General features: G+C 41.5%; 29 protein-coding genes. 8 read left to right on the forward strand and 21 right to left on the reverse strand.

Going from position 1 to position 26,535, the window contains the following annotated elements; genetic code table 11:
• Position 1 precedes the first annotated feature (1 nt).
• The 7 genes from ERX27_RS01405 to ERX27_RS01435 form a co-directional block, all read right to left on the reverse strand.
• On the reverse strand, positions 2–2,302 hold the full coding sequence (locus tag ERX27_RS01405) for a penicillin-binding protein (protein WP_133431039.1): 2,301 nt from the start codon (positions 2,300–2,302) through the stop codon (positions 2–4).
• Positions 2,289–2,666: a cell division protein FtsL gene (gene ftsL, locus ERX27_RS01410; RefSeq protein WP_133431040.1), complete on the reverse strand. Its 378-nt coding sequence runs from the start codon at positions 2,664–2,666 to the stop codon at positions 2,289–2,291. Before ftsL ends, ERX27_RS01405 begins: the two co-directional genes overlap by 14 nt.
• An 11-nt stretch (positions 2,667–2,677) precedes the next feature.
• A complete protein-coding gene (gene rsmH, locus ERX27_RS01415) occupies positions 2,678–3,613 on the reverse strand; it encodes a 16S rRNA (cytosine(1402)-N(4))-methyltransferase RsmH (RefSeq protein WP_133431041.1) in 936 nt (311 codons plus the stop codon).
• A gap of 10 nt (positions 3,614–3,623) precedes the next feature.
• A complete protein-coding gene (gene mraZ, locus ERX27_RS01420) occupies positions 3,624–4,055 on the reverse strand; it encodes a division/cell wall cluster transcriptional repressor MraZ (RefSeq protein WP_133431042.1) in 432 nt (143 codons plus the stop codon).
• A 136-nt stretch (positions 4,056–4,191) separates the two neighbouring features.
• A complete protein-coding gene (gene bshC / locus ERX27_RS01425; RefSeq protein WP_133431043.1) occupies positions 4,192–5,766 on the reverse strand; it encodes a bacillithiol biosynthesis cysteine-adding enzyme BshC in 1,575 nt (524 codons plus the stop codon).
• A 117-nt stretch (positions 5,767–5,883) separates the two neighbouring features.
• The gene (gene rpmF / locus ERX27_RS01430; RefSeq protein ID WP_133431044.1) at positions 5,884–6,057 is read right to left on the reverse strand and encodes a 50S ribosomal protein L32; all 174 of its coding nucleotides are present in this window, start codon (positions 6,055–6,057) and stop codon (positions 5,884–5,886) included.
• 21 nt (positions 6,058–6,078) lie between these two features.
• On the reverse strand, positions 6,079–6,573 hold the full coding sequence (locus tag ERX27_RS01435) for a YceD family protein (protein ID WP_133431045.1): 495 nt from the start codon (positions 6,571–6,573) through the stop codon (positions 6,079–6,081).
• Between the two features lie 123 nt (positions 6,574–6,696).
• Between ERX27_RS01435 and ERX27_RS01440 the strand changes: the two genes are divergently transcribed.
• Positions 6,697–7,752: a tRNA(Met) cytidine acetate ligase gene (locus ERX27_RS01440; protein WP_133431046.1), complete on the forward strand. Its 1,056-nt coding sequence runs from the start codon at positions 6,697–6,699 to the stop codon at positions 7,750–7,752.
• On the opposite strand, the gene coaD is transcribed toward ERX27_RS01440, so the two are convergent.
• Together coaD and rsmD are read right to left on the reverse strand one after the other, a co-directional pair.
• On the reverse strand, positions 7,727–8,215 hold the full coding sequence (coaD, locus tag ERX27_RS01445) for a pantetheine-phosphate adenylyltransferase (protein WP_133431047.1): 489 nt from the start codon (positions 8,213–8,215) through the stop codon (positions 7,727–7,729). The two genes, ERX27_RS01440 and coaD, sit on opposite strands and share 26 nt — an antisense overlap.
• Positions 8,205–8,750, reverse strand: a complete 546-nt coding sequence (gene rsmD, locus ERX27_RS01450; RefSeq protein WP_133431048.1) for a 16S rRNA (guanine(966)-N(2))-methyltransferase RsmD — start codon at positions 8,748–8,750, stop codon at positions 8,205–8,207. Before rsmD ends, coaD begins: the two co-directional genes overlap by 11 nt.
• Before the next feature lie 29 nt (positions 8,751–8,779).
• Between rsmD and ERX27_RS01455 the strand changes: the two genes are divergently transcribed.
• Entirely contained in the window at positions 8,780–9,166 is a 387-nt protein-coding gene (locus ERX27_RS01455; RefSeq protein WP_133431049.1) for a DUF7147 family protein, read from the forward strand.
• Here the strand turns inward: ERX27_RS01455 and ERX27_RS01460 are convergent.
• Positions 9,161–9,397, reverse strand: coding sequence for a DUF2129 domain-containing protein (locus ERX27_RS01460; RefSeq protein ID WP_133431050.1), 237 nt, complete (start codon positions 9,395–9,397; stop codon positions 9,161–9,163). The two genes, ERX27_RS01455 and ERX27_RS01460, sit on opposite strands and share 6 nt — an antisense overlap.
• Positions 9,398–9,482: 85 nt before the next feature.
• On the opposite strand from ERX27_RS01460, the gene ERX27_RS01465 reads away from it, so the two are divergent.
• The 3 genes from ERX27_RS01465 to mprF all read left to right on the forward strand — a co-directional run bounded on the left by ERX27_RS01465 (position 9,483) and on the right by mprF (position 13,575).
• Positions 9,483–10,394, forward strand: coding sequence for a glycerophosphodiester phosphodiesterase family protein (locus ERX27_RS01465; protein WP_133431051.1), 912 nt, complete (start codon positions 9,483–9,485; stop codon positions 10,392–10,394).
• An 86-nt stretch (positions 10,395–10,480) separates the two neighbouring features.
• A complete protein-coding gene (locus tag ERX27_RS01470; protein ID WP_133431052.1) occupies positions 10,481–11,080 on the forward strand; it encodes a C39 family peptidase in 600 nt (199 codons plus the stop codon).
• On the forward strand, positions 11,080–13,575 hold the full coding sequence (gene mprF / locus ERX27_RS01475; protein WP_165983040.1) for a bifunctional lysylphosphatidylglycerol flippase/synthetase MprF: 2,496 nt from the start codon (positions 11,080–11,082) through the stop codon (positions 13,573–13,575). Before ERX27_RS01470 ends, mprF begins: the two co-directional genes overlap by 1 nt.
• Positions 13,576–13,650: 75 nt before the next feature.
• Here the strand turns inward: mprF and ERX27_RS01480 are convergent, their stop codons facing one another.
• From ERX27_RS01480 to ERX27_RS01495, 4 genes are all read right to left on the reverse strand, one after another.
• Positions 13,651–14,988 (reverse strand): sodium-dependent transporter, encoded by a 1,338-nt coding sequence (locus tag ERX27_RS01480; protein WP_133431054.1) that lies wholly within the window; start codon positions 14,986–14,988, stop codon positions 13,651–13,653.
• A gap of 256 nt (positions 14,989–15,244) precedes the next feature.
• Positions 15,245–15,781, reverse strand: a complete 537-nt coding sequence (locus tag ERX27_RS01485) for a methyltransferase domain-containing protein (RefSeq protein WP_165983041.1) — start codon at positions 15,779–15,781, stop codon at positions 15,245–15,247.
• A gap of 11 nt (positions 15,782–15,792) precedes the next feature.
• On the reverse strand, positions 15,793–16,221 hold the full coding sequence (locus tag ERX27_RS01490) for a YlbF/YmcA family competence regulator (RefSeq protein WP_165983042.1): 429 nt from the start codon (positions 16,219–16,221) through the stop codon (positions 15,793–15,795).
• 13 nt (positions 16,222–16,234) lie between these two features.
• Positions 16,235–17,134 (reverse strand): CAP-associated domain-containing protein, encoded by a 900-nt coding sequence (locus ERX27_RS01495; RefSeq protein WP_165983043.1) that lies wholly within the window; start codon positions 17,132–17,134, stop codon positions 16,235–16,237.
• A 119-nt stretch (positions 17,135–17,253) separates the two neighbouring features.
• Here ERX27_RS01495 and ERX27_RS01500 point away from each other — a divergent pair, with 119 nt between their 5' ends.
• Both ERX27_RS01500 and ytvI read left to right on the forward strand, forming a co-directional pair.
• A complete protein-coding gene (locus ERX27_RS01500; protein WP_133431058.1) occupies positions 17,254–17,613 on the forward strand; it encodes a YugN family protein in 360 nt (119 codons plus the stop codon).
• A 50-nt stretch (positions 17,614–17,663) separates the two neighbouring features.
• Positions 17,664–18,713, forward strand: a complete 1,050-nt coding sequence (ytvI, locus tag ERX27_RS01505; protein ID WP_133431059.1) for a sporulation integral membrane protein YtvI — start codon at positions 17,664–17,666, stop codon at positions 18,711–18,713.
• 69 nt (positions 18,714–18,782) lie between these two features.
• Here ytvI and ERX27_RS01510 read toward each other — a convergent pair whose 3' ends face one another.
• The 7 genes from ERX27_RS01510 to cyoE form a co-directional block, all read right to left on the reverse strand.
• Positions 18,783–19,244 (reverse strand): DUF420 domain-containing protein, encoded by a 462-nt coding sequence (locus ERX27_RS01510; RefSeq protein ID WP_133431060.1) that lies wholly within the window; start codon positions 19,242–19,244, stop codon positions 18,783–18,785.
• Between the two features lie 9 nt (positions 19,245–19,253).
• On the reverse strand, positions 19,254–20,207 hold the full coding sequence (ctaG, locus tag ERX27_RS01515; protein ID WP_133431061.1) for a cytochrome c oxidase assembly factor CtaG: 954 nt from the start codon (positions 20,205–20,207) through the stop codon (positions 19,254–19,256).
• Positions 20,208–20,335: 128 nt separating this feature from the next.
• Positions 20,336–20,764, reverse strand: coding sequence for a cytochrome C oxidase subunit IV family protein (locus ERX27_RS01520; RefSeq protein ID WP_133431062.1), 429 nt, complete (start codon positions 20,762–20,764; stop codon positions 20,336–20,338).
• 1 nt (position 20,765) lies between these two features.
• The gene (locus ERX27_RS01525) at positions 20,766–21,395 is read right to left on the reverse strand and encodes a cytochrome c oxidase subunit 3 (RefSeq protein WP_133431063.1); all 630 of its coding nucleotides are present in this window, start codon (positions 21,393–21,395) and stop codon (positions 20,766–20,768) included.
• Positions 21,395–23,296 (reverse strand): cytochrome c oxidase subunit I, encoded by a 1,902-nt coding sequence (ctaD, locus tag ERX27_RS01530; protein WP_133431065.1) that lies wholly within the window; start codon positions 23,294–23,296, stop codon positions 21,395–21,397. Before ctaD ends, ERX27_RS01525 begins: the two co-directional genes overlap by 1 nt.
• A 22-nt stretch (positions 23,297–23,318) precedes the next feature.
• Positions 23,319–24,383 carry a cytochrome c oxidase subunit II gene (gene coxB, locus ERX27_RS01535; RefSeq protein WP_133431068.1) on the reverse strand — a complete coding sequence of 355 codons (1,065 nt, stop codon included), beginning with the start codon at positions 24,381–24,383 and terminating at the stop codon, positions 23,319–23,321.
• Positions 24,384–24,414: 31 nt separating this feature from the next.
• A complete protein-coding gene (gene cyoE / locus ERX27_RS01540) occupies positions 24,415–25,326 on the reverse strand; it encodes a heme o synthase (RefSeq protein ID WP_424960604.1) in 912 nt (303 codons plus the stop codon).
• Between the two features lie 276 nt (positions 25,327–25,602).
• Between cyoE and ERX27_RS01545 the strand changes: the two genes are divergently transcribed.
• Positions 25,603–26,514, forward strand: coding sequence for a COX15/CtaA family protein (locus ERX27_RS01545; protein WP_133431071.1), 912 nt, complete (start codon positions 25,603–25,605; stop codon positions 26,512–26,514).
• Positions 26,515–26,535: the final 21 nt, after the last annotated feature.

The following is a 26,535-nucleotide window of genomic DNA, read 5'->3' on the forward strand; positions in this document are numbered from 1 at the left end:
GCTAGTTATTAGCCGCTTTCTCCTTTGTAGTTTGTGATTCTTTTTCCTGAGTGGATTTCTTTTCTTTAGGCTGGGTCTTTGATTGGTCGACTTCTTTCTGCAAGGCATTTTCCTCGTCTTTTCGTTCTGCATCAATAATCTGGTCATAAGCCGGAGATTGTTTTAAAGGATCTAATGAATCCATATTGACGACAATATCGACACCTTTTTTGATGGCGGTACCTGCTGGAACAGATTGCTTAACGACATAGCCACTGCCATCAAATTTAATCGCTGCACCAGTCAAGGTTTCAAGTGCATTAAGCTCCCGCTTCGACCAGCCGGAGAGGTCAGGCAAGGTGACATCGCCCGAAGTCAGTAAGAGCACCTTACTTCCATCAAGTAACTGGCCTGCTGCAGGTTGACTTGCAATCACTTTATCACCACTTCCCAGTACAATCGGCTCCAGGTTTCTGGATTCGATTTCAGATACTGCTTTATCTGTTGTCTCATTGATGACTGATGGCACTTCAGTCGTCGTCGGCTTCACTTTTTTCTGTGACCCTGAAGAAACATCCAGATATTTAAGTGTATTTTCCATCAAAGGCTTGTACTCTCTTGATACACCCATATTATACGCTTCTGCATCATTTTTTTGTGCTAGAGACATACCCATATAAACGATGACTCTCGGTTTATCTGCCGGCGCATAACCCATGAAGCTGACAAAATAAGGGTTAGCTCCCTGTACGTAGCCCCCATTTTCCGTATCAGCCACTTGTGCAGTTCCGGTCTTACCCGCAATCTGATAATCATCAATACGGTAGTTAAACGCATGCATCTCAGAACCGTAGACAACATCTTTCAGTTCACGCATTGTCTTTCTAGCCGTATCCGCTGTAATCGGCTGCCCGACCACTTCTTTTTTACCTTTAATCACCACTGAACGATCAGGGGAAGTCACTGACTGGACGATATAAGGTTTCAGCATCTTGCCCTCATTAAGTATAGCGGACTCAGCCTGGACCATCTGTATTGGCGTCACTGTTGTTGACTGACCGAAAGCTGAAACTTTCTGGCTCAGTGGATCTCCCCAAGAAATATTGCCTGCAGGTTCCCCGTCAAAGAGCACGCCAGTTTTTTTGCCAAATCCAAACTTTTCGTAGTATTGTTTCATTTTATCGATACCGACTTCATCCTGCAGTTTCATCATCAGGACGTTTGAAGAGAGCTGAAATCCTTTATTCATGGAAATCTTGCCCCAGCCGACATCGTTCCAGTCGGAAATCTCATGCCCTTCGACTTCTCGCGTACCTGACATATATTTTTTCTGACGCTGATATTTTCCTTCTTGTATAGCAGCAGCCAGTCCATATGTCTTAAACGTAGAGCCTGGTTCATAAGTGTTCTGGAATAAGTCATTCTGCCACTTATCACCAAAACCTTCCCGTGTCTCCGGATTAAAGGTCGGGCGCTGACTGAAACCTAGTATTTCACCTGTTTTCGCGTCTGCTACAACAGCAAAGACATCCTTCGGTTTATAGCGCTTTACCATTTTATCCATTGCATCTTCAACAAATATCTGGATATTCTTATCGATGGTCAGATGGACATCATCACCATCTACTGCCGGTTTCACATTACCTGAGTTAGGCAGCACATACTGCCAGATATCCTGATTGAATGAAGTCTTACCCGGCTGGCCGGATAAATAAGTATTAAATACCTTTTCAACTCCCAGCATGCCTTCAATCTGACCGGTCTCCGGATTTTTCTCTGCAAAGCCTATCGTATGTGATGCAAAGTTACCATTCGGATAGAAGCGCTTCTTCTCAGTGAAGAACGTCAGCCCAGGCAATTTCAATGCTTCAATCTTCTTCTTCTGTGCATAAGTCAGATCTCTGCCTGCTTTACCGAATTCAACCTGGAACGCTTTTTTTGTCGATAATTTAGCACGTATTTCTTTCTCCGGCATATCAATAATCTTTGCAAGGGCACTAGATGTCTTCTTGACATCAACGATATGCGCTGGAGACTGATCTGTATTCTTCATATTCTTGTCCAGGACCGCAATCAGTTTGTACGAATTGACGTCCTGTGCGAGTATCTGGCCATTACGGTCATAAATGTTGCCGCGCTTAGGCTGATTAATAATATTTCTTGCATATTTTTCACTCGCTTTAAGAACAAGATCCTGTCCGGATGATGTTCCTGTCAGCATCACAAAGGAGTATCTAAAAATCAACAGAAAAAAGAGCAGTCCGAATAACAAAACCAGAAGGACTGCTCCTATTTTATTTTTCTTTATTTTAATTGCTGCCATCTTTTTGCACGACCTTTACGTTATCATTTTTCAAGCTCAGGCCGTAACCTTGTGCTTTACTATAGATACGTTCGTAAGATGATTGCTTCATTGCTTCAGATTTTAATTCGCCGTTAACATCTTTCTGGTGAATAATTTCAGACTGTGTTGTTGCAATTTTGCTATTCATATCATACGCATCATACTTTAAAGATAGCATATAACTACTGACCAGTGCAATTAATGCCACAAGGACCAGATAGACCATTTTCTCTAATTTGGATAATGAAACAACATGGGTTTTTGTTGCCGTTTTTGTTTTAGTTTTTACGGGTGTGTCATACGCTCTTTCAAAGACATTACTGTTTACATATTCAGCTGCCATGTTGTCACCTCTTATTTTAATACTTCCACTACTCTGAGCTTCGCACTTCTCGCTCTATTATTGGCAGTCAATTCTTCTTCAGAAGATTCAACAGGTTTGCGGTTGACAAGTTTCAGCTTCGGCTTGAATTCTTCCGGTATAACCGGCAATCCTCGCGGAATATCAGGTCCCTTTCCGTATTCACGGAAAATTTGTTTGCACATCCGATCCTCCAAGGAATGGAACGTGATGACGGAGATACGTCCGCCTACTTTAACTGAATCAATCGCCTGTTCGATCGATGATTCAAATGCGCCCAGTTCGTCATTGACAGCGATCCTGATAGCCTGAAAGACTCTTTTGGCTGGATGACCGCCTTTACGTCGTGCCGGGGCCGGGATGCTTTCTTTAATGATTTCAACGAGCTGTACCGTCGTTTCAATCGGCTCTGTTTCTCTTGTTTTTTCAATGTTTCTAGCGATTTGTTTTGAAAACTTCTCTTCTCCGTAACGATAAAAGATAGAAACGAGTTTTTCGTACGGCCATTCATTGACTACTTCATAAGCTGATAAGTCCTGGGTGCGGTCCATACGCATATCCAGTCTTGCTTCCTGGTGATAACTGAATCCTCTCTCAGCATCATCAAGTTGCGGACTAGAGACACCTAAGTCATATAGAATGCCGTCTACTTTATCGATATTCAGTTCATCGAGAACCGTACGTAAATGACGAAAATTATTTTTAACGAGTGTTACCTTATGTAAATGTTCTTTAAGTACTTCTTTAGCATTATTCAATGCAGTATCATCCTGATCGATTGCAATCAGTCTGCCTGAATCCGATAACTGCTTAACCAGATAGAGACTATGGCCTGCACCACCTAACGTACAATCGACATAAACGCCGTCTTTCTTGATATCCAGCATATCGACTGTTTCATTTAACAGTACGGTAATGTGATGGAACATATTCTACCTCCTAAAAATCTATATCAACCAGTTCTTCAGCAATTTCTGAATAATGGGGCTCAGTTTCCTCATTGAATTTCTGCCATTCAGTACGGTCCCATATCTCAATCCGGGATGAGACACCGATGACAATACATTCTTTAGATAGACCCGCATACGCTCTCAAGTTAGCCGGGATATTGATGCGTCCCTGCTTATCCAGTTCGACTTCAACTGCACCTGAGAAAAACAATCTCATAAATTTACGCGCGTCTTTTTTCGTAATCGGGAGAGCGGTAAGTTTCTCTTCAATCTTATGCCATTCAGCGTGTGTATAACCGAATAAGCAGCGATCAAGACCGCGAGTAATCACGAAATGTTCTGATAATTCATCACGAAATCTGGCAGGGATTATCAACCGTCCCTTCACGTCCATCTGGTGTGAATATTCTCCCATGAACATCGCTATCACCCCGTCTCACTAATAATTTACCATACGTCCCCACTTTTCACCACAATTTATATAAAAAATCCCACAACTATTTTAACAAAAAAATTAAACCACTTTACATATAAGTAAAATGGTTTATACAAACGTATTAAATTTCTACAATCTGCAGATCTAAAGTATATTGAACGCTTTCAATAACTTGGTCAAAAAAATCAAGTGAATAATTATTCAGCATCACTAAAGGATGCCATGTCCGTTCCTGCAGACCGCCTCTTGGATGAAGGTGGGCATCGATTTCACCATAGTGCTTAAGCACTGTTTTGTTACGCTGATGAAGTTCTTTGTTATAAGCTTTTTTTAAATAATCCACCTGTTTCAGATGATGCTTTAGATTAGAAGCAATGAGACGGCTGACCTGCTCACTCTCAGCAAGTTGCATCATTTCACCGTACTGTGACTCTAAATGCTGAGTCGTCCCGTATAGTGTTTCAAACAGCTCCACGTTCGCATCCTGCTGCAGGAAATGGTCTGCCTGCTCCTGTATGCCGTGCGTCACGATAGCTGCTAGGGGCAAGTCGTAACGTTCAATCAACTTGCGGATACGCGCATTAACATAAGTGAGACGCATACGAGGCATAACTACCGGCATTTCCCGTTCCGCAAACTGGAAGACTGCGTGCAGTTCGCCCCAGTATCTGACTTCTGCCGGCCCACCGATAAAAGCGAGCGTATTGAACATCAGTTCTTCCATCAGCGGCCTTGTCACCACATTATTGCTGAAACGTTCAGGTGACGTCTCAATCATTGAACGGACCTCTTCTTTCGTGAAGCTGTCATCAGATTTACCTAAATAATAGCGACCATTTTCTTCATTCAATAATTGACGTTTGCCGTCCCTAGACATAAATAAGTGAACGTTTGTCGTCGTCTCAATGGAATAGGAATCCATTTTCTGCTGGCCGTTATGAAAAGCGGCATCAATGTCTGCATGATGATCAAACATCCAGAGTAACTGTTCTTTTTCCAGCTGTCTTAGTTCTGCATCTGCACTGTCAATTAATATTAGACCATAGCTTTTAAATAGTTCATGTATGAGTTGTTTAAAATGCGCGGTCCAGTTTAAAGGCAGCTTCATCAATTGATCATAGATGCTTTTTGTGCGTTCTGTTTCAAGCAGCTGACTGACGAATGCAGTAATAGTGGCTGTCATTTCACCTTCTGTCAGCTCGAAATGTGAAACAGAATCTTCCGCTTCACGCTTAGAAGCTACTTTTAACTTCTGCATCTTATTTTTATCACTATTATAGAGGTAAGCATGGTTGACTTCACTGAAATCATGATCCTCACCCGCTATCCAGAAGACCGGCACTATTTGAGTGTTAAGCGCTTTTGACTGCTCTTCAGCCAGAACGATGATTGAGATAATTTTATGTATCGTATAGAGCGGACTGATAAATAAGCCTGCCTGCTGACCTCCGATGACAACTTGATGACCTGAGCGCAGGGCCTGGATATTATCCCGCTGCAGGGTAGTCAGTTCAAGGTCAGACATATAGTTTTCAATGACCTGACTCAGTTTTTCTGTATGTGGATGAGGCGCAGTCTGATGACGCAACTCATAGATGCCAGGTTCCTGTATCGCATAGTCGTAGCTTGAAAAGTCACCTGCTGCATATTTGCCTAGAAAACTCTGACGGTCATCTTGAACTGTTGATATCTTCATGAGTCGAACTCCTTCATATTATTCTGTTCACAATTATAAAGATTTAAAGTACATATTACAATGTAGTTGCTTAAACATAAAAAAGCCCTTATTTCTATTCAGAAATAAGGGAATGTATTACTTAGCGACTACTTCTTTACCGTTGTAAGCGCCACATGATGGACATACACGGTGTGATAATTTCATTTCGCCACAGCTTGAGCATTCTACCATACCTGGTACTGAAATTTTGAAGTGAGTACGACGTTTTCTTTTTGCTGTTTTAGATGTTCTTCTTTTTGGTACTGCCATGTTTTTCTCCTCCTCTACATATTAAAGCAGATCCTGCAATTTAGCGAGACGCGGATCGACAGCAGGTTTCTGCTGAAGCTGATCCTCGTTAACAACTTCCCAGCCTTTTCCTTGCGTCAGAGACATTTCAGAGTCTTCTTTAACGGCGCGGACAGGCTTTTCGAGTACAACCAATTCTTCAACGACGGGCTTCAGATCAATCATCCCGTTGATGATTTCATGACGGTTGAGTTCCTCGTCCAGATCAAAATCATTCATATCAAATACTTCCATCGACTCAATATGAATCGGAACTTCAACAGGTTCAAGCGTTCTAGCGTCTTCCATCACATAATGACCTGTGATCAGAATATCTGCATAAACTTCCTTGGACTTAGTGGTTAAAGAGCCTTCTACATGAATCGGCGATAAGTCAATCAACTGAAGATTATCAATAAGATGTGGAAATTCAACATCATTCTCAAATTGAAGTGGTGCATCCTGGTGTTTACGAAGTTGATTTATAGACCATTTCATAGGTTTCACCTCTTACAAACACAAAATTTATTTTAACTTCAAACTATATACTTTGTCAAGATTTTTTCTTAACAGTATATTCTGCTACAATGTTCATTATAACGACAACAGGAGTGAATATCAATGAAGTCAGTCGCTATCATTGCTGAATATAACCCTTATCATAATGGTCATCAGTACCATGCAGAGATGGCACGTGCAAAAAGTCATGCTGATATCGTCATCGCTATTATGAGCGGCCAGTTCACCCAGCGCGGTGAACCCGCTATCTTCAGTAAATTCGCGCGTGCCGAGTCGGCTCTTAACGGCTGTGACCTCGTCGTAGAACTACCTCAGTTCTATGCAATGAGTTATGCTGACGACTTCGCTTATGGCGGTGTCAAAACAGCCCAGATTCTGCGCGCTGATGCGCTGGCGTTCGGGGCGGAATGCGATGATCTCGACTTACTTAAAGCTGAGGCAAACCGCGTCAGAGAAGCTGACATTAAAAGCGGCAGAAGCTATGCAGTGATGATGGGTGACGAAACTTTCTCACAGCCCAATAATATTCTCGCTATGCAGTATATTAAAGCGGCTGACCCAATGCTAGATTTGATACCTATTAAGCGTATACAGAATCACTATCATGATACAGAGCTGACAGGGCGTATTGCCAGCGCAACTGCTATCCGTAAAGCCATTAGCGCCGGTCATGATTTTTCTGAATCAGTACCCGCGTCTATCGATACAGCACTTGCCGTCAGCTGGGAGGATTTCTTTCCGCTCCTTAAGTACAAAATCCTCAGCCATACGCCTGAAGAACTCAGAAATATCTACATGATGACTGAAGGCCTTGAAAACAGACTGAAGTCAAGTATCGACAACTCACATGACTTCAGCAGCTATATGCAGACCATCAAGACAAAGCGCTATACTTATACCCGCCTGCAGCGTCTCCTGGCCTATACACTGCTTAATATTAAGGAAGGACAGCCTATCACTGATATACGCGTGCTGGCGATGAATGATAAAGGACGTGCGTATATCAAAGGTATCCCTCACCTTCACACAAATATCAACAAAAAAAATGCATCGCTCTTCGCAATGGAAATTCGAGCGACACAGATCTATAATCTCATATCAGGTGATAAAAGAAACGATTTCAACACACCTGTTATTTATCAGCGAACTTCTTTTTAAGTGCTTCTTCAACGTGTGCGGGTACGATTTCACTCACATTACCACCGTATTTAGCAACTTCTTTCACTATGCTTGAGCTGATAAATGAATAGTGATTATTCGTCATCATATAAAGTGTCTCTATATCATCGTTCAGTTTCTTGTTCATACTTGTCAGCTGCATCTCATATTCAAAGTCACTGACTGCACGCAGACCACGGACAATAGTCTGAGCTCCTATATTTTCACAATGCGTAATCAGAAGACCTGAGAAATAGTGCACTTGGACATTTGGCCATGCAGCAGTCGCTTCCTTGATGAGTTCCAGTCGCTCATCCATTGAAAACAGGCCTACTTTACTGGAATTATTCAATACAGAGACATGGACCTCGTCAAATATTTTAGCACTTCTTTCTATGATATCTAAATGTCCGAGGGTAATCGGATCAAAGCTACCAGGTACGACTGCTCGTCTAATCGTCATGTTGAACTCCTTTTAATATACTGATTTTAACCGTGCCATATACTTCTTCTTTAATGACTGAGAAAGAACGAGGATTCACTGCTTCATCTTTACCGCATTCACACATCATCAGTCCATCTGGCTTGAGCAGCTGAAATTCTTCAATCTGTTCCAGCGCTTTATTCAGAAGCCCTTTCTGATAAGGCGGATCCAGGAAGATGATGTCAAATTTAATATCGCGTTTCTTCAATGCTTTTAATGCACGGAACGCATCATTGCGATATACTTCTACTTGTTCATCAATTGCTTCAATATTCTTTCGAATGGCGGTAACCGCTTCTCTCGAGCCATCTACGAATATAACAGACTCGAGGCCGCGGCTCAACCCTTCAATACCCAGGCCGCCACTGCCTGCAAAAAGATCCAGGCCGATGCCATCAAGCGGTCCTAAAATATTGAATATGTTTTCCTTAATTTTATCTGTCGTCGGTCTGGAGGTCATCCCTGCCGCCGCTTCTATTTTAAGTTTCTTATATTTTCCTGCTATTACTCGCACGATTACACCTACCTAAAAGGAGATTAATTATGTCACAATCATTTATCGAACTGGGCCCCGGCCTCAGTGATTTCTTTGAATTTGAAGAACTGATCCGTTATAACCATGAACGTATCAGAAGTGTGGTCGCCCTGCATACGACACTTGAAAAGACACCAAAGACAAGTATCCTCGTGATCATGAACCCGACCAAACAAGGCCGTTTTCAAGGGATTTATTCTACTTTTGAATCTCTACCCTATCCTTACCCGGACTCCAACAAGCGTTTCGACTTGATCAGAGGCTGGGCAGAGAACTATCAGCTGCCTTTTCTGGAATTCGAGACAAAAGCGATGCATCACTTCCATGAACAGGCTCTTTTCTATAATTATCTGATTGGCGTCTTAAGACTTCAGAGACAACTGCCTCCGCTATAAGGATTCATAGTTGGTCTCGAGCGTCTGATAAGGAGAAATCTCGACATTCAGTACATATTTCAGACGTGATAACTGCTCAAGCACTTCATCGACTTTTTCTGTATCGATGTAAAGAGACAGCCATTTGTCCTTGCGGTTGAAGTAAGCGATATGGCCGTATTTTCTCAGCTGCCGCTCATTCTTACTGCTTTTCATATAAATAATTAAATTTGTTCTAGGTGTTAAAGTCATCGTTCAACCTCATTATTACAGTTTCTTTTATAGTATCACGTTATTTGGTAAAATAAAATGTATCAAAATGACTGGAGGCAATGATATGAATAAAACAGTAAAAACAGGCGCAATGCTCCTCGCTGCCTACGGTACTAGTATTGCTGTATCTAAGCAACTTGCTAAAAATGAAAAACGTGCAATCCGCCCTTATTTTACAGGTCGTGCACCGTACGTGTTTGCTCATCGTGGCGGCATGAAACTGGCACCGGAGAGCACGATGGCTGCTTTTAATGAAGCCGCTAGTCTTGAAGTAGACGGCTTTGAAATAGATATCCGAGTGACAAAGGACGATGTGATCGTGGTCTTCCATGATGCCTATGTCGACCGCGTATCTAATGGTACTGGTCTTATTGCAGACAAAACACTTCAAGAACTGAAGACGCTTGACTTTAGCTACTATTTCAAAGATATCAATGGTGACTATCCATTTAGAGGACAACAAGATGCAGGTATCGTCACGCTTGAAGAACTGATTACCAAGTTCCCGGACAAACGTATCAACATTGACATTAAAGACAGACCGGAGACTGTAGCAGGTATGAAAGCACCGGAACTTCTGAACGAACTTATTACGAAACTTCACGCTGAAGACCGCGTCCTTGTAACGAGTTTCCACGATGAACAGACGGCGCGTTTTACTGCCCTTAATTCACGTGTCGCGACAGGTGCCGGCGTCAATGAAGTCCGAAAAGCCTATGCGCTCTATACAAGTGGTTACGGTCATCTCTATCAGCCGCAAGCTGATACATTCCAGATACCTGTTTCATTCCGGGGTATCCGCCTGGATTCCGCTCGCTGGATGAACTTCCTTGCCAGCCATAATATCGCGGTCGGCTACTGGGTCATCAACAGTATAGACGAAATGGATGACCTGCTCCAGAAAGGGGCACACACCATCGTGACTGACCGACCTGACCTTGCTTATCACTTAATCAAAGAACGATATCGCAAATAAGAGAAATCGTGCAGACCATCTGCACGATTTTTATTCATTTGCCATTTTTTAACAAGTAAACTATATTATAAAGTGAGGTGTTTCAGATGAAACTCATCCCGGTTAAACCTCAGAGTCAGTGGTTTCCGAAACCGATGATCATGGGTTGTGAAGGTGTTGCGGCGAGTATGCTTCTAAATGGTGCTGTCAGCCCGGAAAAACTGATGAAATACTGGCCGAAGCATGACTCTAATCCAGAAAAAGGTTATGTCGGTCACCCTTCTTCTATCAGCTTAAACAGTCATCAGACTATTTTTCCGTCCGCCTTTGTCCCTTATTTGAAGCAGTTTGATTCAAACATCGCGGACGGTACAGGGGCTTCGTTATCTGAACTGGAGACGCTGCTTGATCACAATCAGCCTGTACTGATTTATCATACACATCTCGGTTTCACAGCCCTTGAGCGTATATTTCATACTTCAGACGGCAAGAAGCACTGGGTCAGTAATATACACATCACTCTCCTTATCGGTTACGATAAAAAATATTATTACTATATTGATCCGCTCTGGATGAAGATAGGACCTCTCCTCTTACCGGCACTCTTCCCGTCCAGACGACAGATCATGAAAATGTCCAGACGACGATTTAAAAAGAGCTACGAAACGCCTGGACGACTCTGTATCTATAAAAAAGAAGGTGTATGATGAATTCCCGTACTTTATCTTATTTGAAAACAGCATTGATCTTCATATTTTTTACTGCAGCAATGGTCATTCTGTCGCGTGAACTTGCGCAAGTCAATTTCAAGGAGACTATTCACTTATTCAGACAGCTGCCGACTCTCAATTTCATACTGATTATTGTTGCAGGTCTCCTCGCTGTTCTGTCGCTGTCACTCTATGACTATGTACTGACACGTCAGTTGAACGTGAACATTTCTCTCCGTCATTTACTGCCGGTCAGTTTTATTACAAATGCATTCAACAATATTCTCGGTCTTGGCGGATTATTCGGTGCCGGTCTCAGAATATTTCAGTATCAGCCAAAATCACCTGACCAGGCACCATTAAAGCGTGCCATCAGTCTGCTTTTATTATCAACCATCAGTGGACTCAGCGTCCTGTGTTATATCGCATATGGTCTGATTGATATTAAAGCGGTTCCTTATGGTAACTGGATCGTCCTTTTTGCCTGTATTTATGCACCTGCTTATATCGTGTTCAGCATCATCAAGCCGATCAGCAAAGATCAGCGGTTACTCGGTGTCAATTTTACGCTCGTTTCTATCATTGACTGGATTGCAGCGATTCTTTTATTTTATTTTATTCTGCATGAACTGAATATCGAAGTGCCACTTACCGCTGTTGCAGGACTTTTCATTATTGCGTCACTGTCCGGTACTATCAGCATGATTCCAGGCGGACTCGGTGCGTTTGATTTAGTGATGTTAACAGGGCTCGGCACATTAGGCATCAGTGAAGAAAAAGGATTACTTGCCCTGCTGCTTTACCGCACAGTCTATTATTTCTTCCCGCTTCTCGTCGCTCTCTTGCTGTCAGTCTTTGAATATAAAGAAAGCGCGAAAACATATATAGAAGATAATAAGCTGTTAAGTTCAGCGGCCATGACGGGCTCATTTATTCGGGCGATGCAAAAAGCTTCACCTTATCAGTTTTCAGGCTTGATTGTCGCGCTGCTGACCATTATCACCAGTCTCGTCTATTACTTCAACCATTTTCTGATTGTCTATGACGCGATTGCTGAGAGACGTTATACGTATTATGCAGTCATCATCATCTTCCATGTTGCAGCCAGTCTGACACTGTTAATCAGTGCAAACGGGGTCATGCATGGTACGAAACGTGCGACGATGCTCAGTATTCTGTCGACGGCTGTTCTACTAGTCACGACATTCCTATCATACGGAACGATTATTTCATACGTCTGGCTGACGACCATCCTTGCTTTACTGATTTATAAATACCGTAAGACGACAATGATCAAACGCAGTCTGACCCCTCTTAAAATAGTCATCAGTGCAACATTAATCACACTTCTATTAGCGGTCAATCACTGGGTGACCATTGATATGCTTGAGATTTATCCTCATAAAGCGACTCATTTCGATGATCAGCTTTTAGGCGCACTAATGTGGGGCACGGTACTGATCTTTGCCGTAGTCAGTGCACTTTTAACTTATTATTATTCAAGAAAATATAATCACTTACTTACTGAAGAAGTGACAGAAGAAGAACTGAAATCAATCATTGAAATAGAAGGCAGCTATGTCAGTCATCTCGCTTTCACTGGCGATAAATCATTTTTCCTGAACGAGGAACGGGATGCTTTCCTGATGTTCCATAAAACGAAAAATGCATTGATAGTAATGGGTGATCCTGTCGGGAATCATGAACACTTTGAACAACTCCTGATGGATTTCTACGACAAAGCCTTTTTCCTTGGTCATGACGTCATATTTTATCAGGTACAGTCCAAATATTTACCGCTTTATCATGGCTTCGGTAATCATTTCTTCAAAATCGGTGAAGAAGCGCTTATTCCGCTTCAGGACTTTACAGTCAGCGGTAAAAAGCAGCGAGCTTTTCGCGCAACGCTGAATAAGCTGGAAAAAGAAGGCTATACCTTCTCTATAGTAGAAGCGCCATTTGAAGATGAATTTATCGAAGAACTGAAGCGGGTCAGTGATGCATGGCTGAATGGCAAGCAGGAAATGCGGTTCTCTGTCGGCGCATTTACAAGACATTACCTTGAGCAGGCACCTATTGCTGTAATCAAAGACACAGAAAACCATATCGTTGCATTCAGCACACTGATGCCGACTCACTACAACAACACACTGTCCGTCGATCTGATTCGCTGGCTTCCGGACCTCGATATCCCAGCAATGGATGCACTTTACTTAAACATGCTGCTGTATTCTAAGGAGCAGGGCTACGACTACTTTAATATGGGTATGGCAACTCTATCAAATGTCGGACAGAATCGATACGGCTATGCCCGTGAACGTGTCGCAGGACATGTTTTCAATCATTTCAATAACTTGTACAGCTTCCAAGGATTACGAAAATATAAACAGAAATATAATCCGGAATGGAATGAAAGATTCGTCGTTTACCGGACATATACCTCACTCGTCTGGAATCTGATGCGAATCGGACTGACCATCAATAAGAAATAAGAAAGGGGCCACATATGTGGTCCCTTTTTAATTTGTGTTATCAGCGATAAATCCCGTTTGTCGCTCGTAACTCATTTACTTAAATATCAACGTGCCCATAACAAGTACGATAATCACGGGTATCACATACTTTAGCAATACAATCCAGACCTTAAACAAGCCTCGGTAACGCATGCCGATAACAATTTCCTCCTCCGCTATTCTTCTGTCCAGTACATATCCTGAAAACAGCGAAAAAGCAAGGGCACCAATCGGCAGGAGTATATTCGATACGAGATAATCCATGTTATCGAAGAAAGTGCCCGCTAAAAACTTCACATCTCCTAGGAGTCCAAAAGATAAGGCAGATGGTACCCCCACTACAAAAAGTAAAACTGAGATAAAGGTAACAGCTCGCCCTCGACCTGCGTCTTTACCTTTAATGATATTTGCCACATTGATTTCCATCAGATTAATCGAAGACGTAATTGTCGCGAACATAAAGAGCAGCAGAAATATCAAATAGAACAACTGTCCAAACGCCAGCTGGTCAAAGACATAAGGCAGAACAACAAATAACAGTCCTGGACCTTCTGCATTGTCGATATGAAGGGCTGTCGTCGCTGGAAATATAGCGAGTCCAGCTAATAGGGTCACTAAAATATTGAGTCCGACGATAGAGAACCCGGATTGCACGAGATCAGTGTCTTTCTTCAAGTAAGAGGCATAGGTCAGCATGCCTCCAAAACCGACTGACAGTGAAAAGAATGATTGTCCTAAAGCAAACAGGATACTATCTCGGTTCAAAGCATGAAAATCAGGTTTCAGGAAATAGACAATCCCTGCCATACTGCCTTCAAGAGTGACTGAGCGTATAATAATGACCATAAAGAAGATAAAAAGTAACGGCATCATGACTTTTGACGCACGCTCGATGCCCTTCTCAACCCCTGCAGCAACAATAAATGCTGTCAGTGCAATAAAGATGAATTGTCCGGAGAGAGCATAAACCGGTTGACTGATCAGTGTATTGAAGAGTTCATCATAACGTGCATGTTGATTGCCGGTAACCAGTGAATAAATAGTCCGTACAAAATAAATGATAATCCAGCCGCCAATAACGCTGTAAAAACTAAGTAATAAAAATACCCCGATATTCCCTAGGTGACCGATGCCATCATACATATTTTTACCCGTTACTTTACTGAACGCATTTGTACTGTTTGTCTGTGCGTGTCTGCCAATCACAAACTCGGATAAAAGAAGGGGCAGACCTATCAACAGCGTGAAAAGAATAAAGATGGTTAAAAATGCGCCGCCTCCATTCGCCGCCATCACATATGGAAACTTCCATATAGCGCCAAGTCCTATCGCTGAGCCTGCGCTTGCTAGTATAAAGCCTAGTTTTGAATTCCATGATGCACGTGTTTCCATATTGTTGCCTCCTTAAATTTTTCTCCTAAAAAAACGACCGATGTATAGACATCGGCCGAAAAAAAGAAGCCGATGTAAGATACACGGCCTCGGTAAATAATAACCTGAAGAGACCGTCATAGATGACTTATATCTATGACGGATATAAGTCCTATGACAGTTGCCAGCTTTTCAGTTGCGTCATTGGATTCTTCATGGTTAAACACCTCTTCTTAGAATAACTATACTTTATCAAATATTCTGATAATAGGCAACTCTAAATTTCGACATGATAGAACTTGACAGCTCGCTCTATAGTGACTTTCGGTAATAGACCGGCAGCGACGAGTACGGGCAGCCAGTCATAACGTCTCAGATCAAATAGGACGAATGAATGCCCTGTTCGAATCAATTCAGCAATCATTATTTCCGGTTCGTAAAAGAGATGAAACGGTATACTGACATAAATCACATCAAATTTATTTTCTTTGTAAGGTATATGGGTGCGTTTAAGCTGCTTATAGGAAAAGTGCGGATAAAGATGAATGGCCTGTTCCATATCTCTCGGGGCCTGGTCGATATAAAACCCTTTTATCGGTGAGTGGCGATCAATCGTACTAAGCAGAGTACCATGAAAACAGCCGATCGCAAGTACCTTTTTCTTAACAGGCAGATGATAAACAAATCGTGCATACTGTTTGAAATAAAATGAAGTCACAAAACCAGTCCGGTAAACTTGTTCTACTGGCTGTTCAAAAAAAGTATAACGTTTCTGCCAGTCTTTTCTCAGTTTACGTTCTTTCTTTTTACCCACACGAGCACCTCTTATGCTGAACAGGAACAGCCTCCGCTGCAACTATGTTCAGTAGTAAAAAATGGATTGCCGCTTTCTACTTTCACTTCATCCGATACGGAACGGGATATAATGATAAGTATTTCATCTAGTAACGTCTGTAATGCCATCTCACTTTTCTTCGCCTCTGCGACGACTGGATGCAGATCGTATTCTTTCTTTGCTCTTCTTGTGGTGAGTAGCGTCTCCATATAATCAGGATGATAGCGTCCAAACCGCATCACTTCGTCATAACGCTCTTTCAATTTAAGTAAGTTCTTCCTCATTGCGCTGACTTCTGCATGCTGCTGGAGAGCCAGCTGGTGTTGTCTATATTGTTTAAAGCATTCACTTTCCAGTATCATGCTGTTCAGTTCATCTGCCTGATCCAGCAGATTGAACAGCTGGTCATCATAAATCATCATCATACCCCATTTAATTCTTTCTATAGCTGACAGCATAACAATCACTTACTGCAGCGACTATACTGTTATAATGATTGTTAAGCATCTTTTCGCGCTGTTCTTGATTCAGCCATTGATTAACTGCTTCAGCTGAATCATAAGCTGTAATACTATTCTCTTTTTGACAGGGTGCATTGTTCTCTATTTTGTCCAGCGGATGTATTTCATAATTTGCCCGCATCATATTGATGAGTTCAACGACTGTCTGCTGAGCATTCTGTTCCTGCAGAACCGACTGCTCTATTCTCATTGTACGCTCTAGCGGCTGACCGTTCAAGTGGGCTGTGTATGGCAGCATCTGAACAAGCAGTGGTGCAGTCATAAATCTTGCAGCCATCACCTTGCCTGTCTGACGATCAATATAGACCTGTGCATAAATATCATCATACTGAACGAGCAGCTGGGTTTTCAGGTCGACTTCTGTCAATTCAAAATGGTAGTCGCCATCTTCAGAAGAGACATCAGGCTCAGTATCTATAGAAGTACCTCTAAAAATCTCTGCCGCCTGTTGATTAATCCTGAATGGTTCTATATCCGCTTCAGGTCCCGTCGCATAAATCATACCTATCTGTCCATCTCGTACTCTGACATCATAGAGTGCATTCTTTTCATTATAGATATAATGCTGATATTTATTGTCAGCCTGATAAATACGTTCAGGATAACCGTAGTCTTCTGTCCAGTCGTCAATCGAACCCCCTACATAGGTGCCGGGTCCACTCGAAAGCGCACTATTCTTCTGTTTTTCTTCTGTCTTATTCTTCTGCTCGGGTTCTTCCAGGCTGTTAAAGTCGCCTAGTGAATAGAACAGCAGAAAGAGTCCTATTAAAGCTGCCAGGACGAGCAGCATTTTAATTACAATATTCTTCATTATTATCTCCGTCTGTTTTTTCATATTATACATTATTTGCACTTAAGTAAATAACTGATTGCAACAATCCTCTTTTTGTCATAAAATTAGAGTTGAGCATATTGAGGGAGGTAAATAAAATGGTATTCGACAATTCAGGTATTGAAAACATCGTTGCTGATCAAAATGTGATTCAGCACGTTATGAATAAACATGGTCTTAATCTGGGTGGACATTGGGATTACGAACGTGTCACTTACGACTTAAAATATCAGATTGAAGAAGGTGTTTACTACCTTCGTATTCCAGGTTATGCCGTTGAAGGCGATGTGGGCGCTCGTAACGCTACAATCCAGATGATGGATCCTTACTTAGGTAAGCATTACTATCCAACAGGCATTGAATATGGTGAGGATGAATACTTCCCACCAGCAGTGGTTGAACATTGCAAACGTACAATCATCAGCATCAGCAACGATCTCAGAGAAATCCTTGCTTAAGACGTGGGCATCTGCCACGTCTTTTTTAATAGCGATAAGGAGGACAGAATTTGTTCAAGCGACTTTTAACTAAAAAAAATATCACTCTTATGATTTTTATTCTGCTGACGATACTCTTCTTCTACTTTATATTACCCATTTCTATTCCAATCGTCAGTGCTTTAATTCTCGCACTTGTGCTTGAACCTGCTGTCAGGAAGCTGGAATTTAAAATTGGCAGTCGTAAATGGAGTGTCACAGCGCTCTATTCAGGTATACTACTTATCTTACTCGTATTACTTTATCTGATACTGACAAAAGTAGTAGAAGCGCTATTTGATTTCGCTAAAACCTTGCCCACTAAAGCGGACACCTTGATCGATGCATGGTCCAGTGTAGAGGTAAATCTGAATCAGCTGCTACCTTCAAGTGTTACTGCGTCACTTAATGATGAAGTCCAGAAGTTTCTCCTTTCTATGCGCGACAGTATAGCGGACTATTTCAGTGTTCAGAACATCACAAATTTTGTCTCCATGTTACCTGAGCTGATTATCTCTGGCCTTGTTTTTCTTGTTGCTCTGTTCTTGTTCATGCTGGAAGTCCCCCGCATGAAGCAACTGATACGCAAACATACATATGAGAAAACTTATTATCGGGGTCTGCTCATCTGGAAAAAAGTATCAACATCTGTCTTCGGTATGTTAAGAGCTGCTGTTATTCTCTCTTTCATCACCTGGGTATTTACATTTATCGGTCTACTATTTATCGTCCCTGAAAATGCACTCGTCCTGAGTCTGATCATCTGTATTGTAGACTTACTGCCTATTATCGGTGCAACAGGTATCACGATTCCCTGGACTCTGTATGAGCTGATTACAGGCGATAATGTAACAGCGATTAAACTGGCCCTGCTGTCAGTGTTCCTGCTTGTACAGCGTAAAGTGCTGGAACCAAAGATTATGGGTAACGGTGTTGGACTGAGTCCTCTTGCTACATTGATTTCTATGTACATCGGATTAAAGCTGATGGGATTTGTCGGCTTCTTCATCGGTCCTATTATCCTTCTTGTCATTGTGACATTCATAGAATCCGGTGCCATTAAAACGGACTTTAAAATCTGATTGAACACACTTACATCGGTAAGTGTGTTTTTTTATGCAAAAAAGCAGCGGATAATCCGCTGCTCTTCATTAAATGCCTAATATCGCTTTAAATACAGACGTTGTTTCGCCGCCTTTATAGAAGACATAAAGGAGTAGATAAACCGCAACCCCTGTGATTGCAGTAAAGAACCAGATGATTGAAGTTGTCGGCCCCAGCTTTCTATGGATATTCAATCTGTCTTTCAGTCCTGACCAGATCATAATCAGTCCTAAAACACCACCTGTCGTGGCAAGTGTAATATGGAAGACAAGGAAAATCGTATAGTACAGTTTAATACTGTCCGGCCCGCCGAAAGAGGTATTGCCGATAAATAATGTCCGTGAGACATAGATGATAAAGAACGTCAGTGCACTCGCCCCAGCTGCAAGCATCACTTTCTTATGTCCTTCGTAGTCTCTCTTCGCGATTCTATACCAGCCTATAGCGACAAGAATCGCACTGATAACAATAAAGGATGTACTGATAGTCGGTAAAATCGGTAAATTCATATTATTCTCCTATCTGAATTGATTATAGTAAGCTTGTTCTTTCTGACGAGCTTCCAGACTTCTCTGAGTAGTTTCTTCTTCATTTCTGCCTTCTGACCAGCGCCAGTTGAAGAAGACATAGAAAAGCATAAAACCGAAGAATATCTCCTGCAGCACTTTCATGATGACCCCACCCGTCTGCTGGTCTTCAAGAGATGACATATTCGTAAAGTACTGTGGTCCTGAAATATTCGTTGCACTCATCACACTGTCCAGCGTCCCTTGTGGTACACAGAGAGCCATTGCACCGAGCCAGGCTTTTGGATCAGTATAAGTCTTATACATCGGATGCTGTGCAAAAATGATCAGTCCGCAGCTCGGTGTGAGTAGAACACCGATCATAAAGATGTAGACCAGCTTAAGTAATCCTGTCAGCTGCTTGCGTGGAAGTTCAGTACGGTTGAATACTGGATACCACATATTAAATGCAGCTACAAAGAGCAGTATCGTAAACAGTGAATGCAAAGTCGCACTCTGTTTTAAGAAATCCAGGACAACGGGTAAATGATAAACACTGAATAGACCATTGAAAAGAATAATGGCGAACACAGGACGGGAAACAACATCAAATACAGGTTTAATATAAGGACGGGAAACAAGGTAATCAATAAAATAACTCGGTATCGCAAAGAAAAGAATCGGCACAATCATTAAATAAAGTACAGCCATCTGCAGCATATGAAAACTGAAAATGATATGACTGAGTAAATCAATCGGGCTTCCTTTAACGATATACATCAATATCATACTGACAATAAAAAGAATCACTTCACTTCGTTTTAATGGCCGATTGCCGGGAATTTCATGACGCCATTTCGTAACCGTTAAAAAATAGACAACTGTTACAAACAGCAGTGCAACAATGTAAAACGGACTCCAGTTCGCAAAGAAACCAAATATAGAGACCGAACTGAGACTATGCATATAATCACTCCAAAAATATAATCTTAGTTTAATTATAAAATACAAAGGAAAAGGACAAACCTTCCAATAACGAACGTTTTATGTCTTTTTAAAAAAACACCACTGAACTTAATCAGTGGTGTCATCAATTATTTAAGTGGATCGCCTAACCATACTAAGTAAAGTGCTGTCACCATAAATGACAGGGCAAGGAAGATACCTGATAGCATGAATATTTTAGCGACGCCGTGTCCTTCATGCTTCATATGCATGAAGTAGAAGAACTGCAGAATAACTTGAATGAATGCCAGCAGAATCAATATCGGTAAGACAATCGCTTTATCAAGACCTGCTGCCACCATCGCAAATGCGATGAAAGTCAGAAAGATCATGACAGCAAATGTCGTTACTTGTTGTCTCATTTCTGCTGTGCGATTACGACGGTCGTAGTCAAATCGTGCACGGTTGAAACGTGGTGAGTGAGATTCATGAACTTCATGAGTAGTGTGCGTACTTACAGAATCTACATCTCTCACTTTAACATGTTCTGATACGTAATGTTCATTCGTCTTAGCCATATTATCCTAACACCCCTAACAAGTAAACTACTGTAAAGATGAATACCCAGACTACGTCAATAAAGTGCCAGTATAATGAGAAAGTATTAAACTTCGCTGCATTATAAACTGATAAACCACGCTTCATGTTACGGATGACAAGCAGTGTTGCCCATCCAAGACCGATTAAAACGTGAAGACCGTGTGTACCTACTAAGAAGTAGAACGCACTACCGAATGCACTAGAACGGAATGTATGACCTTGATGGACGTATTCTACAAACTCATAAATCTCAAGTCCTAAGAAACAAAGTCCAAGTAAGATAGTGATGACAATCCATGTAATCATTTTCTTGAAGTCATAGTTTTTCATATGGTACATCGCATAGACACTTGTGAGAGACGATGTTAACAGTAACATCGTCATTACAAATGCAAGCGGTAAATGGAATAGTTGTTCTGCTTTTAAATGTTCTTCACTTGGCACATGGTCTTTAAGTGCTAAGTAAGTTGCAAATAATGAAGCAAAGAGCGCTGTTTCACCGCCAAGGAAAATCCAGAAACCAGTTAACTTGTTTTTACCTTCAAGTGATGCAGTCTCAGGGTGACTTGGCCATCTTTCAACTGTCATTTTTTCTTCAACATGTGCCATTATTTCACACCTCTTTCGTACTCAATCAACTCTTCTTTAGTGATGTGGTAACCATGGTCATCTTTCAGTGAACGTGCCATCATAGCACCCACAGTAATCAGAAGACCTAATCCAAGAACATATGGAGACCAAGCTTGAACTGGTAAATCTTTTACTGCATCGATCGCCCATTCTTTACCATCAGCAAAGTATAAAGCACCAAATGCTGCTACGAATAATCCTAAAGATTGGATGAATGGCAGGATTGAATTGTTAGGCATGTGTACATCACCTAAAGATTCAGCTGGTAAAATTTCGCCATTCCCTTTTGTTTTCTCTAACCAGAATGCATCTAAGCCGCGTACAAGTGGCGTCTGAGCAAAGTTATAGAATGGAACTGGCTGTGGTAAAGACCACTCAAGCGTACGTCCATCTCCCCATGCATCGCGTCCGACTTTAGGTGCTTTAGCAGTCGTCCAGATTACGTTGATTAATGTAATGATAACCGCTACAGCCATCAGTAAAGCACCAATTGTAGAAACTAAGTTGAATGTATCATAACCTTGACCTGGTAAGTAAGTCGCGATACGACGTGGCATACCCATTAAACCAAGGAAATGCTGAATAAAGAATGTTAAGTGGAAACCGAAGAAGAAGATCCAGAATGCAATCTTACCTAATTTTTCACTTAAAATTTTACCGAACATCAGTGGCCAGTAGAAGTGCAGTGCCGCAAGTAAAGCGAATACAACCCCACCGACGATCACGTAGTGGAAATGCGCCACGATGAAATAAGAATCATGATACTGGTAGTCAGCTGGTGCTGATGCCTGCATGACCCCTGTTACCCCACCCATAACGAATGATGGAATAAAGGCTAAAGAGTAAAGCATTGGAGTCGTAAATTCGATACTACCGCCCCAGATTGTCAGTAACCAGTTGAAAATTTTGATACCTGTTGGTACGGCAATTGCCATAGTCGCAATCGCGAAAATCGCGTTCGCTGTTGGTCCAAGACCTACTGTAAACATGTGGTGAGCCCATACCATGAAGCCTAAGAAACCGATTAATACTGTTGCGAATACCATCGCTGAGTAACCAAACAGACGTTTTCTAGAGAATGTCGGAATAATTTCAGAGAAGATACCGAACGCCGGTAATACTAAGATATATACTTCCGGGTGACCGAAGATCCAGAATAAGTGTTCCCAGATAATTGTGTTACCACCTTGAGATACGATGAAGAATCCTGTACCGAACATTCTATCGAAGATCAGTAAGAATAAACCGATTGTAAGTGGTGGGAATGCGAAGACGATTAAAGCTGAAGCAACGAATGTTGTCCATGTCATTAATGGCATACGCATGTAAGTCATACCAGGTGCTCTCATATTGATGATAGTGACTAAGAAGTTGATACCGGCAATTAATGTACCCGCACCAGAAATCTGAAGTCCAAGTGCGTAGAAGTCAATACCATGACCTGTTGAAGCAAGTGATAATGATGCATAAGATGTCCAACCTGCATCAGGTGCGCCACCTAAAATCCATGATAAGTTCAGGAAGATTCCTCCGAAGAAGAATAACCAGAAACCAAGTGCGTTTAAGAATGGGAACGCGACGTCACGCGCTCCTATCTGTAATGGCACAACTGCATTCATAAATGCGAATAACAGTGGCATGGCTGCCAGGAAAATCATCGTAGTACCGTGCATTGTCAGTACTTGGTTATAAAGACCCGCTGATAAGAAATCATTCTCAGGTACAGCGAGCTGGATACGGATGAACATCGCTTCGAGACCACCCATTGCGAAGAACAGACCACCCATAATCAAGTAAAGAATCGCGATTTTTTTATGGTCAACAGTTGTTAAATATTCTTTAATTGTTGCACCAAAACCTCTTTTAGCTTGTGTAGACAATTGTGTAACCTCCCTTTAAACTTTAGTTCTCGACTTTACGTTCCATTAAATAAGCAGCAAGTGCATCAATGTCGCTGTCAGAAACTTTGTACTGACCCGTCATTTTGTTACCTGGTTTAACACTGTCAGGATTTTTGATCCATTTTTTAAGGTTCTCTTCGTTGTGCTCTAATACACCTGCGATACGTGTACGTTCACCGAATGTTGTTAAGTTAGGACCTTTAGCGCCTTTACCTGTTGGTGTAACAGCGTGACAACCGATACATGATTGCTTAAAGACTTTTTCCCCTTCTTTAGCTTGATCACTTGTAGCTGCTACTGCTTTTTTAGTACCTTGCATATCTTTAATCCAAGTATCGAAGTCTGCTTTGTCCATTGCTTTAACTTTGAAGTCCATCAGAGCATGTGAAGGTCCACATAACTCAGCACATTTACCGTAGAAGACATTGTCTGCTTCTTTTGCTTTTTTAGAATCAAAGATTAAGTAGAACTTGTTGATGTTATCAACGTTTGTATCAAGCTTACCACCGACAGCTGGAATCCAGAATGAGTGTTTTACATCTGCTGCATGAAGTCTGAAATAAACTTTAGTGTCAGTTGGAACCACTAATTCCTGAGAAGTCACAACTTCCTGGTTTGGATATTCAAATTCCCACCAGTATTGGTTCGCTGTAACATTGACGATCATTTCTTTGTTTTTACCTTTTTCATCGACTTTATCCATCGCTTTAGTATCTGCTAACTTAAATGTAAGAGATACTGTTGGAATCGCTAAGATAAGAAGTAAGATAATTGGAATTGTCGTCCAGATGATTTCAAGCTTGTGATTACCTGCAACTTGTTTAGGCATAAAGTTCTCGCCGACTTTACCACGTCTGAACTTGAGAACAGCCAGGATGAAGATAATAAAAACGACTAAAATAACGCCAATCATGATGTACACAGCAAGCATCATAAGGTTGAACTGCTCCTGTGCCACTTCCCCTGCTGGACGAAGTGCGGATAAGTATGGCTTACCGCAACCTGATAAAGCCATTGCCAGAACAAAAAACAGGCCAAACAATTTTGTGTTCTTCAATTTGTTCATTAAAAATAACCCCTCTTTCACTCATTCATAATTAAATCATTTGAATTAAAGTAACTACCACTATCATAACAAAAAATATCATTAAATAGTTTAAAGAATAGATAAACATTTGCATAGCCCATTTTGCTTCTTTAACGCTCGCGCGAAAGCCTGATAATGCAAGCAGCAGCCAGCCGATATTGAGCACAGTTGCCAGTATAATAAAGACGTTCCCTAGCTCTGCCATAAAGAATGGTGTCGGCAATAATGCGAGTACCCATAAGAGCATGCCAAGCCTTGTACGCTTGAAACCTTTTACAGTTGGCAGCATCGGGATATTGGCTAAGCCGTATTCATCCTTACGCTTGATTGCAAGTGCATAAAAATGAGCGGGTTGCCAGGCAAACATGATGATAAAGAGCATCCAGGCTGTTGTCGATAAGTGAGGATCGATACTTGCCCAGCCAATAAGCGGCGGAACTGCACCAGGAAAACTCCCTACTATCGTGTTTGACACTAAATGACGTTTAGACCATACAGAATAGAGAATGACATAACCGAATATGCCAAGAAAACCAATGATACCCGTTGTCATATTAATAGAAAACAGAAGCGCCTGTCCGACAACGATCAGTATCAGACTAAGCATCAGCAGTTGATTACTACTGATTTTACCTGTTACGCTTGGCCGGTTCATCTTACTCGGCATCAAAGCATCAATATCCTGATCGTAAAAATTATTTAATGCACAACTACCGCCCATAATTAAAACAGAGCCTACCAGCATTGCAATGAGTTCCGGCATACTACCCAGGAACGACTGACCCGTCAGAATAATTGCAAGCCAGCCCCCGACAAATGTCGGAATTAAGTTACCTTGCACCAGTCCAAGTTTGATTACAGCTTTAATATCTTTTGCTGTTAATCTGCTATCATCAATCGGAATGATGACATTTTCATTCAGCATTTCCAACCTCCTTTACACACCTGACGCATATAATAACAATAATAAATCAAAATTGACACAAATTCTATATATTTCAGAAATAAAATGATAACATTTTACTGTAACTGATGAGAGAGAGTATTCACATATGTGACACATTTACAGTTACTAAACATTGTTATACTATAACATATGGACTCAAACATGAAATGATAATCCGGAAATATTTTAACATATATATTGAAAGAATTGTTTTCGAATTTCGTGACCACTAGAACTTCAGAGGTGAACAGGTTGTTAAAAGAAAAAAACTTAAAATGGCTTTCAGTCTTTACGACTATTTTGATGCTCTTCGTACAAATAGGAGGTGCACTGGTTACAAAGACGGGTTCAGCAGATGGCTGCGGTAGAAGCTGGCCGCTCTGTCATGGTAAAATCATGCCGACTTATATTCCAAAGGAAACACTGATCGAACTTGCGCATCGAGGTGTTTCAGGACTTGCACTTTTATCAGTGACTTGGCTCGTCATACTCAGCATGAAGCATATCGGCCATAAAAGAGAAACAAAATTTCTCTGTATCATGAGTATTGGTTTTATTTTTGCTCAGGCATTAATCGGAGCTGCGGCAGTTGTCTGGCAGCAGAATAGTTTTATTTTAGCGCTTCATTTCGGTATTTCGCTGATCAGTTACAGTTCCGTGTTTCTGCTGATGCTTCTGATCTTCGAAGTAGACCAGAAATTTGATGCGACAAAGCTGATCATCAAAAACCCACTACGCTATCATACAGTCGGGCTTACGAGCTTTATCTACTTTGTTATATATAGTGGCGCTCTCGTCAGACATACAAAAGCAAGTCTTGCCTGCTCTACATGGCCGCTCTGTCAGCCCGGTAAGTTTCAGATGCCTCAGAATTTCTATGAATGGGTACAGATGAGTCACCGTACACTGGCGCTGATACTCTTTATCTGGCTTGCGTACATCACATATCATGCCGTTAAGAATTACGCACAGTACCGCGTCATTAAATATGGTTATCTGACTGCCTTTATTCTGATCTGTCTGCAGGTCACGACCGGCGCACTTACTGTTTTCAGTGGCGTCAATCTTTATATCGCGTTGTTACACGCACTCTTCATCACTTTACTATTCGGCTTACTCTGCTATTTCATCTTACTGATATCCAGAGCTAAATTAAGACAATAAAAAAGGAAGGTCAGCTGACCT

Source organism: Macrococcus brunensis, assembly GCF_004359615.1.
Taxonomy (GTDB): domain Bacteria; phylum Bacillota; class Bacilli; order Staphylococcales; family Staphylococcaceae; genus Macrococcus; species Macrococcus brunensis.

Excerpts from the sequence above, each read along its gene's own strand:
- ERX27_RS01405 (WP_133431039.1), bottom strand. The coding sequence starts at position 2,302 with ATGGCAGCAATTAAAATAAAGAAAAATAAAATAGGAGCAGTCCTTCTG.
- ftsL (WP_133431040.1), bottom strand. The coding sequence starts at position 2,666 with ATGGCAGCTGAATATGTAAACAGTAATGTCTTTGAAAGAGCGTATGAC.
- rsmH (WP_133431041.1), bottom strand. The coding sequence starts at position 3,613 with ATGTTCCATCACATTACCGTACTGTTAAATGAAACAGTCGATATGCTG.
- mraZ (WP_133431042.1), bottom strand. The coding sequence starts at position 4,055 with ATGTTCATGGGAGAATATTCACACCAGATGGACGTGAAGGGACGGTTG.
- bshC (WP_133431043.1), bottom strand. The coding sequence starts at position 5,766 with ATGAAGATATCAACAGTTCAAGATGACCGTCAGAGTTTTCTAGGCAAA.
- rpmF (WP_133431044.1), bottom strand. The coding sequence starts at position 6,057 with ATGGCAGTACCAAAAAGAAGAACATCTAAAACAGCAAAAAGAAAACGT.
- ERX27_RS01435 (WP_133431045.1), bottom strand. The coding sequence starts at position 6,573 with ATGAAATGGTCTATAAATCAACTTCGTAAACACCAGGATGCACCACTT.
- ERX27_RS01440 (WP_133431046.1), top strand. The coding sequence starts at position 6,697 with ATGAAGTCAGTCGCTATCATTGCTGAATATAACCCTTATCATAATGGT.
- coaD (WP_133431047.1), bottom strand. The coding sequence starts at position 8,215 with ATGACGATTAGACGAGCAGTCGTACCTGGTAGCTTTGATCCGATTACC.
- ERX27_RS01455 (WP_133431049.1), top strand. The coding sequence starts at position 8,780 with ATGTCACAATCATTTATCGAACTGGGCCCCGGCCTCAGTGATTTCTTT.
- ERX27_RS01460 (WP_133431050.1), bottom strand. The coding sequence starts at position 9,397 with ATGACTTTAACACCTAGAACAAATTTAATTATTTATATGAAAAGCAGT.
- ERX27_RS01465 (WP_133431051.1), top strand. The coding sequence starts at position 9,483 with ATGAATAAAACAGTAAAAACAGGCGCAATGCTCCTCGCTGCCTACGGT.
- ERX27_RS01470 (WP_133431052.1), top strand. The coding sequence starts at position 10,481 with ATGAAACTCATCCCGGTTAAACCTCAGAGTCAGTGGTTTCCGAAACCG.
- mprF (WP_165983040.1), top strand. The coding sequence starts at position 11,080 with ATGAATTCCCGTACTTTATCTTATTTGAAAACAGCATTGATCTTCATA.
- ERX27_RS01480 (WP_133431054.1), bottom strand. The coding sequence starts at position 14,988 with ATGGAAACACGTGCATCATGGAATTCAAAACTAGGCTTTATACTAGCA.
- ERX27_RS01490 (WP_165983042.1), bottom strand. The coding sequence starts at position 16,221 with ATGATTTATGATGACCAGCTGTTCAATCTGCTGGATCAGGCAGATGAA.
- ERX27_RS01495 (WP_165983043.1), bottom strand. The coding sequence starts at position 17,134 with ATGAAGAATATTGTAATTAAAATGCTGCTCGTCCTGGCAGCTTTAATA.
- ERX27_RS01500 (WP_133431058.1), top strand. The coding sequence starts at position 17,254 with ATGGTATTCGACAATTCAGGTATTGAAAACATCGTTGCTGATCAAAAT.
- ERX27_RS01510 (WP_133431060.1), bottom strand. The coding sequence starts at position 19,244 with ATGAATTTACCGATTTTACCGACTATCAGTACATCCTTTATTGTTATC.
- ctaG (WP_133431061.1), bottom strand. The coding sequence starts at position 20,207 with ATGCATAGTCTCAGTTCGGTCTCTATATTTGGTTTCTTTGCGAACTGG.
- ERX27_RS01520 (WP_133431062.1), bottom strand. The coding sequence starts at position 20,764 with ATGGCTAAGACGAATGAACATTACGTATCAGAACATGTTAAAGTGAGA.
- ERX27_RS01525 (WP_133431063.1), bottom strand. The coding sequence starts at position 21,395 with ATGGCACATGTTGAAGAAAAAATGACAGTTGAAAGATGGCCAAGTCAC.
- coxB (WP_133431068.1), bottom strand. The coding sequence starts at position 24,383 with ATGAACAAATTGAAGAACACAAAATTGTTTGGCCTGTTTTTTGTTCTG.